11 protein-coding genes, 2 tRNA genes, 3 rRNA genes and 1 pseudogene are annotated in these 16959 nt (G+C 41.5%); 6 read left to right on the plus strand and 11 right to left on the minus strand.

Annotation, left to right across the window (positions count from 1 at the left end):
• Nucleotides 1-60: 60 nt before the first annotated feature.
• Entirely contained in the window at nucleotides 61-1194 is a 1134-nt protein-coding gene (locus O1450_RS15895) for a TDT family transporter (protein ID WP_269229193.1), read from the minus strand.
• A 207-nt stretch (nucleotides 1195-1401) separates the two neighbouring features.
• Between O1450_RS15895 and ribF the strand changes: the two genes are divergently transcribed.
• The 5 genes from ribF (at nucleotide 1402) to O1450_RS15920 (ending at nucleotide 6959) form a co-directional block, all read left to right on the plus strand.
• Nucleotides 1402-2403, plus strand: a complete 1002-nt coding sequence (gene ribF, locus O1450_RS15900) for a riboflavin biosynthesis protein RibF (protein WP_269229194.1) — start codon at nucleotides 1402-1404, stop codon at nucleotides 2401-2403.
• 60 nt (nucleotides 2404-2463) lie between these two features.
• The gene (gene ileS, locus O1450_RS15905) at nucleotides 2464-5301 is read left to right on the plus strand and encodes an isoleucine--tRNA ligase (RefSeq protein WP_269229195.1); all 2838 of its coding nucleotides are present in this window, start codon (nucleotides 2464-2466) and stop codon (nucleotides 5299-5301) included.
• Nucleotides 5294-5824: a signal peptidase II gene (lspA, locus tag O1450_RS15910; protein WP_269229196.1), complete on the plus strand. Its 531-nt coding sequence runs from the start codon at nucleotides 5294-5296 to the stop codon at nucleotides 5822-5824. Before ileS ends, lspA begins: the two co-directional genes overlap by 8 nt.
• 1 nt (nucleotide 5825) lies before the next feature.
• Nucleotides 5826-6308 (plus strand): FKBP-type peptidyl-prolyl cis-trans isomerase, encoded by a 483-nt coding sequence (locus O1450_RS15915; RefSeq protein WP_269229197.1) that lies wholly within the window; start codon nucleotides 5826-5828, stop codon nucleotides 6306-6308.
• A gap of 108 nt (nucleotides 6309-6416) precedes the next feature.
• Complete coding sequence (locus O1450_RS15920; RefSeq protein WP_269229198.1) at nucleotides 6417-6959, plus strand: NADPH-dependent FMN reductase; 543 nt, start codon at nucleotides 6417-6419, stop codon at nucleotides 6957-6959.
• Between the two features lie 238 nt (nucleotides 6960-7197).
• Here the strand turns inward: O1450_RS15920 and O1450_RS15925 are convergent.
• Nucleotides 7198-7275 (minus strand): annotated as a pseudogene (locus tag O1450_RS15925) (ankyrin repeat domain-containing protein); the annotation flags it as partial.
• Nucleotides 7276-7373: 98 nt separating this feature from the next.
• The gene (locus O1450_RS15930; protein WP_269229199.1) at nucleotides 7374-7868 is read right to left on the minus strand and encodes a hypothetical protein; all 495 of its coding nucleotides are present in this window, start codon (nucleotides 7866-7868) and stop codon (nucleotides 7374-7376) included.
• Nucleotides 7869-8003: 135 nt separating this feature from the next.
• Here O1450_RS15930 and O1450_RS15935 point away from each other — a divergent pair, with 135 nt between their 5' ends.
• Nucleotides 8004-8699, plus strand: a complete 696-nt coding sequence (locus tag O1450_RS15935) for an IS1 family transposase (RefSeq protein ID WP_269228460.1) — start codon at nucleotides 8004-8006, stop codon at nucleotides 8697-8699.
• Here the strand turns inward: O1450_RS15935 and O1450_RS15940 are convergent.
• The 8 genes from O1450_RS15940 to O1450_RS15975 form a co-directional block, all read right to left on the minus strand.
• Nucleotides 8680-9141, minus strand: coding sequence for a Panacea domain-containing protein (locus O1450_RS15940; RefSeq protein WP_269229200.1), 462 nt, complete (start codon nucleotides 9139-9141; stop codon nucleotides 8680-8682). The two genes, O1450_RS15935 and O1450_RS15940, sit on opposite strands and share 20 nt — an antisense overlap.
• 360 nt (nucleotides 9142-9501) lie before the next feature.
• Nucleotides 9502-10315, minus strand: a protein-coding gene (locus O1450_RS15945) for an IS5 family transposase (RefSeq protein ID WP_269229201.1) whose coding sequence is annotated in 2 segments (ribosomal slippage) — nucleotides 9502-9934 and nucleotides 9933-10315 — 816 coding nt in all. Because the reading frame shifts where the segments join, the coding sequence is not laid out codon by codon here.
• A 100-nt stretch (nucleotides 10316-10415) separates the two neighbouring features.
• Nucleotides 10416-10530 (minus strand): 5S ribosomal RNA (gene rrf, locus O1450_RS15950).
• 174 nt (nucleotides 10531-10704) lie between these two features.
• Nucleotides 10705-13595: ribosomal RNA gene (locus O1450_RS15955) — 23S ribosomal RNA — on the minus strand.
• Nucleotides 13596-13980: 385 nt separating this feature from the next.
• Nucleotides 13981-14056, minus strand: a tRNA-Ala gene (locus O1450_RS15960).
• A gap of 36 nt (nucleotides 14057-14092) precedes the next feature.
• Nucleotides 14093-14169: transfer RNA gene (locus O1450_RS15965), tRNA-Ile, on the minus strand.
• A 59-nt stretch (nucleotides 14170-14228) separates the two neighbouring features.
• Nucleotides 14229-15766: ribosomal RNA gene (locus O1450_RS15970) — 16S ribosomal RNA — on the minus strand.
• Together the 16S, 23S and 5S rRNA genes with 2 tRNA genes alongside form the textbook arrangement of a ribosomal RNA operon.
• A gap of 596 nt (nucleotides 15767-16362) precedes the next feature.
• Nucleotides 16363-16917: a peptidylprolyl isomerase gene (locus O1450_RS15975; protein WP_269229202.1), complete on the minus strand. Its 555-nt coding sequence runs from the start codon at nucleotides 16915-16917 to the stop codon at nucleotides 16363-16365.
• Nucleotides 16918-16959: the final 42 nt, after the last annotated feature.

Below are 16959 nucleotides of genomic sequence, written 5' to 3' on the forward strand. Positions count from 1 at the left end.
AAAGACTCGTTCAAATCAAAATAGAGACACAAAAAAGGTGTGCTTCGGCACACCTCGATATTATTGCATCTTCTGCTGTAAGGCGACCAAACAAGGAGAGAAAAATAATTGACCACTATACGCCCCTGCCAACGTTTTTTTCATCACCAATGCCCACAAACCAACTAACAATACACTTAAGATCACCGCCGCATACTGTAAAAAATCAATATTTAACTGATGCGCCAAATTAAAGATCGCCAAGATAAATACACCGAATGGGAAAGTCAGTCCCCACCAACCCAAGTTAAATGGAATGCCAGTGCGCATATGACGTAGTGTGGTCAAAATCGCAATCCCAAACCACCATAAACCAAAACCTAATAAAACCAAACTTGCCACAATGCCCAAGGCTGGAAGTAATGTCGCTAAACCTTCGAAACCCATCGCCTGCATAATACGTGGTGCTTGTTCACCCAGTAATAATAACGCTAATGCCCCTGTTCCAATCGGCCCTAAACATAACCAGCTAGAAATTGCGACCTCTTTTTCAGGTAACTGGTGTAAAGCCAGACGCAACATCAAAATCGTTAAGATTGCAAAAGCAGGTAATACTGAAATACCCCACAACACATAACCTGTGATCAAGATCGTTAATGCATGTTGATCGGCAGCTAAGTGCTCTAATAGTAGACCCGCAGAACTAGCAGCGACTTCACACGCTACGATCGGGAGTAACCATACCGCAGTCATCCGTTGTAATTGATGATCTTGGCAGCTAAACATACAGAATGGCACCACCCACGCAATCACCACCGCAAGAACAACATCGATATACCAAAGGTAAGTGGCAATTTGAACGGCAATATCACCATATAAATGCGTACCGAAACTGAGAAAACCATTGGCAATCGTGGCTAAGCCCATCGGAATAGCACCCAAAAATAGGCTCATATTCGGATGAGTAAAAATCTGCTTGGCTTCGGTTGGAAATAGAATCCAGCGTAAGCCATAAAGAATAGTGAATGTGCTAAATAACAGGATATTGAATTGCCATAATTTAGTCGCAAGCATAAATAACAGAGATGAAGCAAAAGGTAGCTGTGCTAAAATCATCGCCACCACACCCGTACCCATGGTTGCAGTAAACCAGTTTGGGGTAAAATGGCGAATCACATCTATCGTTTGTTCTAGCTGATAAAACGGCTTTTTCATCTCTTTCTCAATATCAAGCGACTATGAAGTTATTTTAGTTCAATCCAAAAATAAGAAAAATTGATTTATTTTTATTTAATGAATCATTTTAATTGATATAAAACTTCTAAATATTGAAAAATTCCTGTGTAAAAACACAACAACAAGACGAAACGCTGAGAATATGGCAATATATAGCCTCTGCAAAATTCGCTGAATTTAACGCCCATGAAGTTGCTTCGTCTCAACGCATTATCGCCAGATTTTCAGTTACCCCCAACTGCGGTAACGATTGGCAATTTTGATGGTGTCCATCTTGGCCATCAAGCGATGATTAGCCAGCTCAAAACATTGGCAGATGCCAAAGGCTTAAAAACATTAGTGATGATTTTCGAGCCACAACCTCTTGAATTTTTTAAAGGTTATGATGCTCCACCACGTATTAGCTCGCTTAGAGAAAAAGTAGAATATTTAACAGAGCTCGGTGTAGATTACATTGCTGTCGCAAGGTTTGATCAATATTTTAGAAGTTTGAATGCGACAGAATTTGCCGACCTACTCAAATTAAAACTCAATGCACAAAGCTTAGTACTGGGTGATGATTTTCATTTTGGCAAAGACCGCCAAGGCAATAGCGAATTCTTGCGTAACTACGGCTTTGATGTCACTAATTTAAATACTGTGGCTTTAAATAATGAACGTGTCAGTTCAACCCGTATCCGTCAGGTTCTACAAGAAGGTGATTTGGCATTAGCGGCAAAATTGTTGGGTCGCCCTTATAGCATTACAGGGCGTGTGCAATATGGCGATCAGATTGGTCGTACCCTTGATTTTCCAACGATTAATGTTCGTTTAAACCGTCATAAACCGTGTTTAAACGGGATTTATGCAGTGGATGTGGTCTGTGAAAATGCCTCACTCACTGCAAAAACAAAACACACTGATCCTGCTTTGAACGGAATTGCAGGCTATCAAGCTGACAGTTTATTTGGTGCAGGTCATGTGGGGACACGCCCAGCCATCAAACAAGAGCAGCCAGAGTGGCGATTAGAAGTACATTTTCCTGATGTTTCTGCTAATCTGTATGGCTTATTGATGCGGGTCACTTTCCTTCACTATCTACATGGTGAACTGAATTACCCTTCGCTTGAAGCACTCAAAGCTGGAATCGATGATGATGTGCAAAAATTACGAGACTATCGTGAACGCACACCAAAATTTCCTTTTTAAATTTAAATTTCATTTGTAATACATGTCAGTTTAGACTGATAAAACTGGAAGAAAACTTGCATGAGCGATAAGCAAACTCCTGAAAATGCAGTGGATTATAAAGCCACACTCAATTTGCCTGATACTGAATTTGCCATGAAAGCAAATTTGGCTGTGCGTGAAGCCAAATGGTTAGAAGAGTGGTATGCCGACAACATTTATCAGCAGATTCGTGCATCGCGTATTGGCAAGAAAAAATATGTGCTTCATGACGGCCCTCCTTATGCCAATGGTCAAATCCATTTGGGTCATGCCGTCAATAAAGTCCTCAAAGACATTATTATTAAAAGCCGAGTTATGGATGGCTTCGATGCGCCCTATGTACCAGGTTGGGACTGTCACGGTCTTCCAATCGAACTGAAAGTCGAAGAAAAAGTCGGTAAAGTAGGCGTTAAAGTCGATGCCTCCACTTTCCGTAAAGCGTGTCGTGAATATGCCTACACCCAAGTCGAATTACAGAAAAAAGACTTTGTGCGTATGGGTGTATTTGGTGACTGGGATAATCCATACCTCACCATGAACTTTAAGCAAGAAGCGGACATTGTTCGTTCGCTTGGCGCAATTGCAAAAGCAGGTCATATCGAACCAGGCTTAAAACCAGTGAACTGGTGTTTGGATTGTGGTTCTGCGCTGGCTGAAGCAGAAGTTGAGTACGAAGATAAAAAATCAGATGCGATTGATGTTGGCTTTACGGTTATTGATCTTAAAGATTTAAGCAGCCGTCTTGGTGTAAATGTCCAAGATGTAACGGATATTGTGATCTGGACAACTACACCTTGGACATTGCCTGCCAACCAAGCAGTTGCAGTACATGCCGATATTGATTATCAACTTGTGCAAGTTACAACTGACCGCGGCTCACAAAACTTTATTCTTGCCAAAGATCTGGTTGAATCTGCAATTGAGCGTTATAAGCTTGAAAACCCAGTGGTATTGGCTGATTTTCAAGGCTCGGCTATCGAAAATGTTCTATTACAACATCCTCTAATTACTGATCGCCAAGTGCCTGTTATTTTAGGTGAACACGTTATTGCAACCAGTGGTACAGGTGCCGTACATACCGCTCCTGGGCATGGTGTAGACGACTATAAAGTGGGCTTACTGTATAACTTAAAAGTTGAAAATCCAGTCGGTGGTAATGGCGTATATTTACCAACTGCACCGATTTTTGCAGGCGAACACATTTATAAAGCCAATCCAAAAATTATCGAAGCTTTGGGTGCAGTCGGTCGTCTGTGGGCGCATCAGCCAATCAAACACAGCTATCCGCATTGCTGGCGTCATAAAACTCCGATTATCTTCCGTGCAACACCACAATGGTTTATCAGCATGGATGCCAAAGGCCTGCGCCAAACGGCACTGAATGCAATTGAAAATGACATCGAATTTGTTCCAGATTGGGGTAAAAATCGTATTCAATCGATGATTGAAGGTCGCCCTGACTGGTGTATTTCACGTCAACGTACTTGGGGTGTGCCAATCCCATTCTTTGTACACAAAGATACCAATGCTTTGCATCCTCGTACGCCTGAATTGATCGAAGAAGTGGCACAACTGATCGAGCAAGAAGGGATTGATGGTTGGTATAACCGTGATGCGAGCGATTTTATTGGTGCGGATGCTGAACAATATAATGCAGTACGCGACACCTTAGACGTTTGGTTTGACTCAGGTACTACACATTACGCAGTATTGCGTGAACGTGAAGAATTACAAGATCCAGCAGACTTATATCTTGAAGGTTCAGACCAACATCGTGGCTGGTTCCAATCGTCATTGCTCACCTCAATTGCGATTAATCAACGTGCACCATACAGAGGTCTTCTCACCCACGGCTTCGTGGTAGATGAGAAAGGTCGTAAGATGTCTAAATCATTAGGCAACATCATCACCCCACAAGATATTATCAAAGATATGGGTGCAGATGGCTTACGCTTCTGGATCGCATCTGCTGACTATCGCTATGAAATGACCGCAGGTAAAGAAATCTTTAGCCGCGCATCAGATGGTTATCGTCGTATTCGTAATACCTTACGTTTCTTGTTGGCAAACTTGAATGGCTTCAAACCATCAACAGATGCTTTACCAGTCGACCAGTTGATCGCATTGGATCAATACATCTTACAACGTGCTGCTGATGTTCAAAAAACCATTCAGCAAGCCTATGAAGAGATGAATTTCCATATTGTCACCAACGCATTGACCAACTTCTGTATCAATGATTTAGGTGGCTTCTATCTCGACATCATCAAAGATCGTCAGTACACCACCAAAGCGGATTCTCAAGCACGCCGCTCTGCACAAACTGCGCTATATCATATCGTGCAAGCTTTTGTTCGTTGGATGTCACCGATCTTGAGCTTCACCGCGCAAGAAGCTTGGTCACTGATTCCTGAACAAACAGGTAAATATGTGTTTACCGCTGAATGGTATGACATCCCAACTGCATCAACAGCAAACTTACTGTCTGAAGCAGATTGGCAAACATTGATTAGCGTAAAATCAGCAGTAAATAAACAGATTGAAGCAGCACGTAACGCTAAACTCATCGGCAGTAACTTATCTGCAAAAGTTGAACTTTGGGCAGATGAAGCATTACAAACATTGTTAAACCAATTGGCTGATGAACTACGTTTTGTCTTGATTACTTCTCAAGTCATCGTTCACCCTTATGCTGAACAAGGTGAAAACACGGATCTTGCAGGATTACGTGTCCAAGTCTCCGCAGCAGATGGTGAAAAATGTGTACGTTGCTGGCATGTATTGCCAGATGTAAATACACACGTTGGTCATACTGGATTATGCGCTCGTTGTATCGTCAACGTCACTGGCAGTGGCGAAGTGAGAAAGTATGCCTAATACACAAGCAAAAAAAGGCTTGTTTCAATTTTATCCGCACAATTTACTTTGGCTCGGGCTATCGGTCCTTGCCATTGTGTTGGATCAATGGACTAAATGGATTGCGAGCTCACATTTAAATTATGCAGATCCCGTTCCAGTACTGCCTTTTTTGAATTGGACTTTACTCCATAATCATGGTGCAGCCTTCAGCTTTTTATCTGATGCGGGTGGTTGGCAACGTTATTTATTTACCTCTTTGGCGGGTGTGGTATCCATCATTTTTATTTTTTGGTTGATGCGTATGCCAAAGAAAATGATTGTATTACCAATGGCGATTGCGTTAATTCTTGGTGGTGCAATTGGCAATTTAATTGACCGTGTTAGCTTAGGTTATGTCGTCGATTTCATCCACGTTTATTATCAAAATAACCACTTTCCTGCGTTCAATCTTGCGGATAGTGCCATTACCTTAGGCACGATTCTGCTACTGATTGATACCTTCTTCCTTGAAAAGAAACGCACCCCAAACATGGAAAATTAAGATGACTGAAATTATCCAACCAAACGAAGAAATTCGTATTCAAGATGGCTCAAAAGTCGACTTACATTTTTCTGTTTCTATTGAAAATGGTGTTGAGATTGACAATACACGTAATCGTGAAGAACCCGTCAGCCTCGTGATTGGCGATGGTAACTTATTACCTGGCTTTGAAAAGGCATTATTTGGTTTACGTGCTGGCGATCGTCGTACCGTACATTTACCCCCTGAAGATGCGTTTGGTCCTTGGAATCCTGAAAATATCCAAATCTTCGATACTGTAAAATTTGAGCAACGCCCTATCGTTGGTCATATGATTGAATTTGAAGACAAAGCCAAAGCAACCTTGTTCGGCATCGTAAAATCCGTCAATGACGACACTACAGAAATTGATTTTAACCATCCTCTTGCTGGTAAAAATATTACCTTTGAAGTAGAAATTTTCAGAGTCACCCCGGCTGGTCAGCAAGGCATCACATTGATGTAACAAAAAAGCTCTCAAATGAGAGCTTTTTTTTACGCTAAAGAAAAGTATAAGATCATTTAAAGACATTCATTTTTAAAAATCAAAGCAATAACACATAGGAATTTCAATATGCTCATTTATATTATTGTTGGTAGTGTTCGCGAAGGCCGGACTGCAATTAAAGTGGCCAATTGGGTACAACAAGCAACGACTGAACTTGCATTAAAAGATATTCAAACCGAAATCGTCGATCTTAAAGAGTGGGGCTTACCTTTATTTGCAGGCTCTCACCCACCAGTGACAGGCATCTATGATCAACCTAAACAACAGCAGTGGGCAGATAAAATTGCTGTTGCTGAAGCGTTTATCTTCATTAGCCCTGAATATAACCATGGCTATAGTCCAGCACTGAAGAATGCCTTGGATTATGTCGGTAAAGAATGGCAAGGCAAACCTGCGGCTTTTATCGGCTATGGTTCAACCAATGGCTCACGTTCAATCAGTCAAATTCGTCAAGTAACCTCAAGCTTAGGTCTAGTTGATCCAAATGCTGTGATTGAAATTCGCGACATCTTTAAACGTAATAAAGACGAAAATTTTGACGCCAACGAATTTGAAGTGAAAGGATTAGCAGCACTCGTTGCCAAATTACAGAAGTATCATATCGCTTAGTTGTACGCCTAAGCGTACGTTGATTAGGTTGATTGACGTCTGTTCCACTGCCAACTTGATCGCTAATATATAAAGCATAGAGAGACAGGAAGTCTCATTGAAAATAAGAACACACAAGACGTGGTTGTTTATAGGAAATAAGCAACAATAAACTGAATATGAAGAAGCCCCGTCAGGATGATGGGGCTTCTTTTTATCTGTTGTTGTATGTTCTCTTTTATACTTCATCGATTCAAGTTTAAAAGCTTTTTAGATAAGCCACCACTTCGGTATTTCCAGCCATTTCTGCAAGCTGTAATGCAGTATATTCATTCTTTATAAGCTCATTTTACCTTATTAAAATCTATAGTCACAGAAATCGTAAATTGTTATAAGTGATAAGGTATTTGTCACATACGATACTAAATTAAAATTTCACGATGGAAAAACTGCATGTTCTCTATCTAAAAGAACCAAAAAAAATGCTGACTGCGATTGAAAACCATGAACTCTTAATTTTTCTTGATTAACACGTAATTCGAAAAAATCAATATCTTCTGATATAAGAGTCTTAACACGCTCAAGTGCTTGTTTTGCCTTTTGCGATTTTACGTCTTTAATATTGTATTTTGTATATGCTAATCCATGCTTAGGACATCTACTACCACTATCATATACCGAACGCCATGTGTGTTCAGATAAACGACCGAGAAAAGATGTCCATTGCTGTAATTCAGATTTTTCCCAATCTGAAAAGCATTGCCAATTATCTTGATAATATTTTAATACAACATATGGTTTCTTATTTGGAACATCAGATTGTTTTGCATCTGCTGCAACAAGGTCAAAAATTTTTCTTTCTTTTAATGATACTTTTGCAGAGATAGCCTCAGTATCAATTTTTTCTTTCGGTAATACTTTTTTAACCATCTAAATCATCACCATACTTAGCTATAAAATATTTTTTAATCTCTTCTTTAGGAATTACATTTTCAGGTGGTGTTCTAAAAAGTATGCTCATAAGAAAAGGAGGCAACGAGGAACAATTCAGCTATATTTAAATGTGTGAAAATCGAAATAGAACTTCATTGTCCTCGATGCCAGAGTACAAGTATAAAGAAGAATGGCATTAAACACGATGGTAAGCAAAACTATCGTTGTAAAGAATGTAATAGGCAGTTTGTGGGTGACCATAATTTGACGTATTTAGGCTGTCATTCAAAAGCGGTCAAATTGATTTTGCTTATGCTTGTGCGATGTTGTGGCATTCGGGATATTGCAAAGATTACGAGGTTTAGTATTGGCAAGATACTTAAAACGCTTACACAATCAAATCATGAAATAATTCCTCAAAGAACTCATTATAAATGCTTGGAAGTTGATGAATTTTGGACATTTGTAGGCAACAAGAAAGATAAGCATTGGCTACAGTACGTCTATGATAGAAGTAGCGGAGAAATAGTGGCTTTTGTATGGGGAGGAAGAGATGCTCATACAGCACAAAGGCTAAAAAACCGTTTAGAAGAACTGGGTATTACTTATGATTGTATATCGAGTGATCATTGGGAAAGTTTCATCAAAATTTTTAAGCCGGACCAAGAAGGGAAATATTATACAGTCGGGATAGAAGGAAACAACTGCCGATTAAGACACCGCATAAGGCGAGCAGTAAGAAGAACATGCTGTTTTTCGAAGAAGGTATTGAATCATGTAAAAGCTTTTAATCTTGGATTCTTTTACATTAACCACAGTTTTGTATAGTGATGTTAAAATGATCAGCATACATTTTGAAACACCACCCATTTTCACAGCGAGCCTCTTCAGATAACCCTTTTCTTGCATCTATCCAAGGAGAATCTAAATGAGTCATATTTTCTAAGTTTTTTGCAGAAAACTCGCCATAAATATCATAAACTTGTTCAAGCACATCTAATATATTAGCATCAAACGACGGAATAACCTCGGGTGCTGGTAAAGGGTGCCATCCATATTCTTTAAAGGCATGAAATACTTCAGGAACAACTGGTCCATGTGCCCATGCTTGAATATCTTCAATAAATAGTGGTTCATTACAAATTATTTGAGTCCAAGCCTCTGCATAGTACAAAAGTTTTTGAACCTTTAAATGTGTAACCAGATCCCCATGTTCACAAAATTTACTCACAAACCACATAGCAACATCTAGTGCCCTATATTCAGCCATATTAAAACCTCATCGAAATAATACTTTCACTAAATCATTTTTGTTTGGTTTAAAATTATAGTATAAAAAGCCCCCACACTATCAATTATATTTTTGCTAACGACAGATTATGTCACTTACAATTTATTCCTAGATCCGAACATCATTTTTTTAATAATATTACTTTTGAAGGTAGCTCTATTAACCATAATGGTACTGTAACTACAACATTAACTAAACCCAATAACCTTCAATATTAAATTCATAAAATTGTAGTTATAAGACCCATCAATTGGGCCTTTTCACATCACGTTTTATCTTTTCACCCCCATAGTTATACCGTAATTTTCCCCAATTTATTTATTAGACCTCTTGCGAAAGTTATTTTTTAATCATCCAATTGATAAGCCCAGAAATTAAATTTACTCTTAATCCGAATCTTTTTCGTCTATTTCTATATCGTTCACTCAGAATACGAAAGACTTTAAGTCTTGAATTGATATGTTCAATCGGAATTCGACGACGACTTATTTCCTTGTTGATTTGCTTAGCTTCTTTCGGTAAGCTCATCTTCCTTGGTTTTTTAATTGGAATTAATAACTTACTCTTTATTTCTTTGAACCCTTTATAGGCCAAATCCCCCAAAACACATGTAAAATTGGCAAATTCTTTAGCATATTTTCGAGCTATTTTAAGATCATGTATTGTCCCTATTTCAACTTGAATACTCACAATTTGATTTAATTTTGGACTAAAAATAACCTGTGTTTTTAATGTATGCTTCTTCTTTTTCCCACTATAGAATTTTCTTTGTTTTTTTGGGACGTTCAATTTGTGATTCTGTAACATCTATGATTACAAAATCATCATTTGCCACATGTTGATTTCGTTTAGGTAAAGCAAAATATCGAGATTGAATCAGGGCATTTTCAACTTTTTGAATCGTGCGATTAACATTACTTTCAGCTATACCATAATCAACTGATAATTCTAGCTGTGTTCTATATGATCGTAAGTAATTCAAAGATAATAATAATTGATCTTCTAAAGTTAAAGAATGCGGACGCCCAGATTTTTTCTTTGCGCGCTCAGAATTTTCTAAAATCGTCATCATTTTAGAAAATAAAGGACGAGGAACCCCAACTAAACGTTTAAATTCTTCATCATTAAATCGTGTTAAATTTTCATATCTCATAGAAAATAGTATAAACGATTTTATACTTTCGCAAGAGGTCTATTCTGCCCCAATAAAAAACACCCCTCAACCGTTAGGTTGGGGGTGTTTTAGAATTAAAAGCTGGCGATGACTTACTCTCACATGGCAAACGCCACACTACCATCAGCGCTAAGAGGTTTCACTTCTGAGTTCGGGAAGGGATCAGGTGGTTCACTCTTGCTATTGTCGCCAGCAAACTGTTTATGGATACTTGCTTTGGTCTTATCTATGCCAAGGCTTTTTCCAAATGAGTTATTAACGGATTAGATATTGAGTCTAACTTTGTGTTCAGCATTTTAACTAGTTTTCACACTAAATCAAGTTATGTATTGAATTTATCTTGAATACAACAACTGTTTGGGTGTTGTATAGTCAAGCCTCACGAGCAATTAGTATTGGTCAGCTTCACACGTCACCGTGCTTCCACACCCAACCTATCAACGTCCTAGTCTCGAACGGCTCTTTAGAGGAATAAATTCCTAGGGAAATCTTATCTTGAGGTAGGCTTCCCGCTTAGATGCTTTCAGCGGTTATCCCTTCCGAACATAGCTACCCGGCGATGCGACTGGCGTCACAACCGGTACACCAGAGGTTCGTCCACTCTGGTCCTCTCGTACTAGGAGCAGATCCTCTCAAATTTCCAGCGCCCACGGTAGATAGGGACCGAACTGTCTCACGACGTTCTAAACCCAGCTCGCGTACCTCTTTAAATGGCGAACAGCCATACCCTTGGGACCTGCTTCAGCCCCAGGATGAGATGAGCCGACATCGAGGTGCCAAACACCGCCGTCGATATGAACTCTTGGGCGGTATCAGCCTGTTATCCCCAGAGTACCTTTTATCCGTTGAGCGATGGCCCTTCCATACAGAACCACCGGATCACTAAGACCTACTTTCGTACCTGCTCGACTTGTGGGTCTCGCAGTTAAGCGCGCTTTTGCCTTTATACTCTACGCGTGATTTCCGACCACGCTGAGCGCACCTTCGTACTCCTCCGTTACTCTTTAGGAGGAGACCGCCCCAGTCAAACTACCCACCAGACATGGTCCTCGCCCCGGATTACGGGGCAGAGTTAGAACCTCAACATTACCAGGGTGGTATTTCAAGGACGGCTCCATTGGAACTAGCGTTCCAACTTCAAAGCCTCCCACCTATCCTACACAAGTAAGGTCAAAGTTCAATGTCAAGCTGCAGTAAAGGTTCACGGGGTCTTTCCGTCTAGCCGCGGGTACACTGCATCTTCACAGCGATTTCGATTTCACTGAGCCTCTGCTGGAGACAGCGCCGCCATCATTATGCCATTCGTGCAGGTCGGAACTTACCCGACAAGGAATTTCGCTACCTTAGGACCGTTATAGTTACGGCCGCCGTTTACTGGGGCTTCGATCAAGAGCTTCGCTTACGCTAACCCCATCAATTAACCTTCCAGCACCGGGCAGGCATCACACCCTATACGTCCACTTTCGTGTTTGCAGAGTGCTATGTTTTTAATAAACAGTTGCAGCGGCCTGGTTTCTGTGGCTGCCAATAGCTCAGGGAGCAAGTCCCATCACCGTCAGCAGCGTACCTTCTCCCGAAGTTACGGTACCATTTTGCCTAGTTCCTTCAGCAGAGTTCTCTCAAGCGCTTTGGTCTACTCGACCTGACCACCTGTGTCGGTTTCGGGTACGATTCCTGTGTAACTGAAGCTTAGAGACTTTTCCTGGAAGCATGGTATCAGCCACTTCACTGTACAAGTACAGCTTGCTATCAGTTCTCAGCATAGAGTACCCCGGATTTGCCTAAGATACATGCCTACAACCTTCCACCTGGACAACCAACGCCAGGCTGACTTAACCTTCTCCGTCCTCTCATCGCATTACACAGAAGTATTGGAATATTAACCAATTTCCCATCGACTACGCCTCTCGGCCTCGCCTTAGGGGTCGACTCACCCAGCCCCGATTAACGTTGGACTGGAACCCTTGGTCTTTCAGCGAACGGGTTTTTCACCCGTTTTGTCGTTACTCACGTCAGCATTCGCACTTCTGATACCTCCAGCATACTTCTCAATACACCTTCATCGGCTTACAGAACGCTCCCCTACCACTTGACTATTGTCAAATCCGCAGCTTCGGCACATAGTTTTAGCCCCGTTACATCTTCCGCGCAGGCCGACTCGACTAGTGAGCTATTACGCTTTCTTTAAAGGGTGGCTGCTTCTAAGCCAACCTCCTAGCTGTCTATGCCTTCCCACATCGTTTCCCACTTAACTATGATTTTGGGGCCTTAGCTGGCGGTCTGGATTGTTTTCCTCTTGACTACGGACGTTAGCACCCGCAGTCTGTCTCCCGGATAGTACTCATTGGTATTCGGAGTTTGCATCGGTTTGGTAAGTCGGGATGACCCCCTAGCCGAAACAGTGCTCTACCCCCAATGGTATTCGTCCGAGGCGCTACCTAAATAGCTTTCGGGGAGAACCAGCTATCACCAGGCTTGATTAGCCTTTCACCCCTATCCACAAGTCATCCCCTGGCTTTTCAACGACAGTGGGTTCGGTCCTCCAGTTAGTGTTACCCAACCTTCAACCTGCTCATGGATAGATCGCCTGGTTTCGGGTCTATACCCAGCAACTAAACGCCCTATTAAGACTCGATTTCTCTACGGCTCCCCTATACGGTTAACCTCGCTACTGAATATAAGTCGCTGACCCATTATACAAAAGGTACGCAGTCACCGAACAAGTCGGCTCCCACTGCTTGTATGCATGCGGTTTCAGGATCTATTTCACTCCCCTCACAGGGGTTCTTTTCGCCTTTCCCTCACGGTACTGGTTCACTATCGGTCAGTCAGGAGTATTTAGCCTTGGAGGATGGTCCCCCCATATTCAGACAAGGTTTCACGTGCCTCGCCCTACTCGTCATCATTGTGTGTGCCCTTTCGTGTACGGGAATATCACCCTCTACGTTCGCACTTCCCAGAGCGTTCCACTAGAACACACACAACTTAATGGGCTACTCCCCGTTCGCTCGCCGCTACTAAGGGAATCTCAATTGATTTCTTTTCCTAAGGGTACTGAGATGTTTCACTTCCCCTCGTTCGCTTCATAAGCCTATGTATTCAGCTTATGATACCCGCCTTATAGCGGGTGGGTTCCCCCATTCAGAAATCTCCGGATCAAAGGATATTTGCCGCCTCCCCGGAGCTTATCGCAGGCTATTACGTCTTTCATCGCCTCTGACTGCCAAGGCATCCACCACATGCACTTAATTACTTGACTATACAACCCCAAACAGTCGTTAACACATACAAGTCAGTGTTAGCGTTGCAAACTTAATTGCTACTATTCGTTGTCTGTGAACTTAATCACCATACAGCTTCAATCTAAATTCATATACCAAAACGCTTGATTCAGTGTTTTTGCTAGTTCTCAGATTAAATATTAATTTAACAATTACTTGTTATCTTCCTATTTAATCGAGTTTGAACAATTTATTTCAGACTCAAATTCTAATCTGTTAATGATTAACTACAGCCTCGTCAGCTTGCAGTAAACTGTGATAAATCACAGAGATTAATAAACCAGTCAAATTAGACTGTATTCACTAAACTCTATAATCTTCTTAGCTTTGAATTAATTTTGTTTTAAAAACTCTTTTAATTCATGGTGGAGACTAGGAGAGTCGAACTCCTGACCTCCTGCGTGCAAAGCAGGCGCTCTACCAACTAAGCTAAGTCCCCAGCTTATCACTTAATGAACGATATATCTTTCAGATTTGGTGGGTCTGACAAGACTTGAACTTGTGACCCCACGCTTATCAAGCGTGTGCTCTAACCAACTGAGCTACAGACCCTCAGATACATCTTCGAAGAACAACTTGTTGTGGATTCTTACCGATCGTCAATCTTTCGTTAAGGAGGTGATCCAGCCGCAGGTTCCCCTACGGCTACCTTGTTACGACTTCACCCCAGTCATCGGCCACACCGTGGTAAGCGTCCTCCTTGCGGTTAGACTACCTACTTCTGGTGCAACAAACTCCCATGGTGTGACGGGCGGTGTGTACAAGGCCCGGGAACGTATTCACCGCGGCATTCTGATCCGCGATTACTAGCGATTCCGACTTCATGGAGTCGAGTTGCAGACTCCAATCCGGACTACGATCGGCTTTTTGAGATTAGCATCCTATCGCTAGGTAGCAACCCTTTGTACCGACCATTGTAGCACGTGTGTAGCCCTGGCCGTAAGGGCCATGATGACTTGACGTCGTCCCCGCCTTCCTCCAGTTTGTCACTGGCAGTATCCTTAAAGTTCCCGACATTACTCGCTGGCAAATAAGGAAAAGGGTTGCGCTCGTTGCGGGACTTAACCCAACATCTCACGACACGAGCTGACGACAGCCATGCAGCACCTGTATCTAGATTCCCGAAGGCACCAATCCATCTCTGGAAAGTTTCTAGTATGTCAAGGCCAGGTAAGGTTCTTCGCGTTGCATCGAATTAAACCACATGCTCCACCGCTTGTGCGGGCCCCCGTCAATTCATTTGAGTTTTAGTCTTGCGACCGTACTCCCCAGGCGGTCTACTTATCGCGTTAGCTGCGCCACTAAAGCCTCAAAGGCCCCAACGGCTAGTAGACATCGTTTACGGCATGGACTACCAGGGTATCTAATCCTGTTTGCTCCCCATGCTTTCGTACCTCAGCGTCAGTATTAGGCCAGATGGCTGCCTTCGCCATCGGTATTCCTCCAGATCTCTACGCATTTCACCGCTACACCTGGAATTCTACCATCCTCTCCCATACTCTAGCTGACCAGTATCGAATGCAATTCCTAAGTTAAGCTCAGGGATTTCACATCCGACTTAATCAGCCGCCTACGCACGCTTTACGCCCAGTAAATCCGATTAACGCTCGCACCCTCTGTATTACCGCGGCTGCTGGCACAGAGTTAGCCGGTGCTTATTCTGCGAGTAACGTCCACTATCCCAGAGTATTAATCTAGGTAGCCTCCTCCTCGCTTAAAGTGCTTTACAACCAAAAGGCCTTCTTCACACACGCGGCATGGCTGGATCAGGCTTCCGCCCATTGTCCAATATTCCCCACTGCTGCCTCCCGTAGGAGTCTGGGCCGTGTCTCAGTCCCAGTGTGGCGGATCATCCTCTCAGACCCGCTACAGATCGTCGCCTTGGTAGGCCTTTACCCCACCAACTAGCTAATCCGACTTAGGCTCATCATTTAGCGCAAGGTCCGAAGATCCCCTGCTTTCTCCCGTAGGACGTATGCGGTATTAGCATTCCTTTCGGAATGTTGTCCCCCACTAAATGGCAGATTCCTAAGCATTACTCACCCGTCCGCCGCTAGGATCAGTACCGAAGCACCTCACCCCGCTCGACTTGCATGTGTTAAGCCTGCCGCCAGCGTTCAATCTGAGCCATGATCAAACTCTTCAGTTTAAAATCATTAGTAGCTTATGGCTACAAATCTTGGCTCATCAATTTTCTGACTAAAAATTCGCTCAAATAAACTTCGAGAAATTTCTACCTTTCAATCAATGAAATATTTTCGATCGATCAACCAGTAAAAATCCACACAAGTTGTTCTTCTATTCTCTTAATGATCTTCTCGATGATTCGTCATCATCAAGCTAGGTCGGCTATGTTACTCTAATCTAAACTAAAGTCAACAGGTAATTTCGATATTTTTAAACCCACCAATCAATCCAAGAATCTAACCCTTCTAGCCAAATCCTTGTTTCTCAACAAGTTTTTATCTGCATCACCGCCGATGGATGTGCATTCTACAGCATTTCACTACCAACGCAACACCTTTTAAAAATTAAATGATTCGGTTGTTTTTTTTTTAAACTTTAACTTACCTAATTTACTGATTTATATAATTTAAAATTTATTTAATTGCTTAATAGACAGCTTTAACAAGCTAAATATTTGTAATTTAATGACTTAATTCAAAATATGGATGTAATTCCACCTAATTTTGGTGATCAAATAAATTAAAGCAGAAATATTTTTAAATATTTCTGCTTTAATTTTTACTTCTTGTTCTTTATCTGAACACTAATGATTTTAATCGGCTGTTTAGGGACATTTTGGTGCATTCCATAATTACCTGTAGGAACACCAACAATCTTATCAACAATATCCATTCCTTTCGTTACTTTACCAAATACAGCATAACCAGCATCCATTTGTGAACGATTTAGGAAAGTGTTGTCAGCAACGTTAATAAAAAATTGACTCGTAGCAGAGTTAGGATCACTAGTACGTGCCATTGCTAAAGTCCCGCGTGTATTTTTCAAACCATTATTTGCTTCATTACTAATAGGTGCTTTAGTTACCTTCTCAATCATATTGGCATCCATCCCCCCTCCTTGAATCATAAATCCTGGGATGACTCGATGAAAAATAGTTCCAGCATAAAACTTACTTTTTACATAGCTTTCAAAATTTTTTGCTGATACAGGTGCTTTATCGTTAAAAAGTTCAATTTCAATATTTCCCATACTGGTTTTCATATCAACCATTGTATTGGCAAATAAATGGCTGCTTATTAATAGTAGACTGGTTGTCATCAACAACTTTTTCATGATTGCTTTTCTCTGATTTTAACGAGTGATTTGTTGTACTCT

Origin of the sequence: Acinetobacter sp. TR11 (genome assembly GCF_027105035.1) — a bacterium.
GTDB lineage: Bacteria > Pseudomonadota > Gammaproteobacteria > Pseudomonadales > Moraxellaceae > Acinetobacter.

Coding starts and splice junctions, on each gene's coding strand:
- O1450_RS15895 (WP_269229193.1), bottom strand. CDS start 1,194: ATGAAAAAGCCGTTTTATCAGCTAGAACAAACGATAGATGTGATTCGC.
- ribF (WP_269229194.1), top strand. CDS start 1,402: ATGAAGTTGCTTCGTCTCAACGCATTATCGCCAGATTTTCAGTTACCC.
- ileS (WP_269229195.1), top strand. CDS start 2,464: ATGAGCGATAAGCAAACTCCTGAAAATGCAGTGGATTATAAAGCCACA.
- lspA (WP_269229196.1), top strand. CDS start 5,294: ATGCCTAATACACAAGCAAAAAAAGGCTTGTTTCAATTTTATCCGCAC.
- O1450_RS15915 (WP_269229197.1), top strand. CDS start 5,826: ATGACTGAAATTATCCAACCAAACGAAGAAATTCGTATTCAAGATGGC.
- O1450_RS15920 (WP_269229198.1), top strand. CDS start 6,417: ATGCTCATTTATATTATTGTTGGTAGTGTTCGCGAAGGCCGGACTGCA.
- O1450_RS15930 (WP_269229199.1), bottom strand. CDS start 7,868: ATGGTTAAAAAAGTATTACCGAAAGAAAAAATTGATACTGAGGCTATC.
- O1450_RS15940 (WP_269229200.1), bottom strand. CDS start 9,141: ATGGCTGAATATAGGGCACTAGATGTTGCTATGTGGTTTGTGAGTAAA.
- O1450_RS15975 (WP_269229202.1), bottom strand. CDS start 16,917: ATGAAAAAGTTGTTGATGACAACCAGTCTACTATTAATAAGCAGCCAT.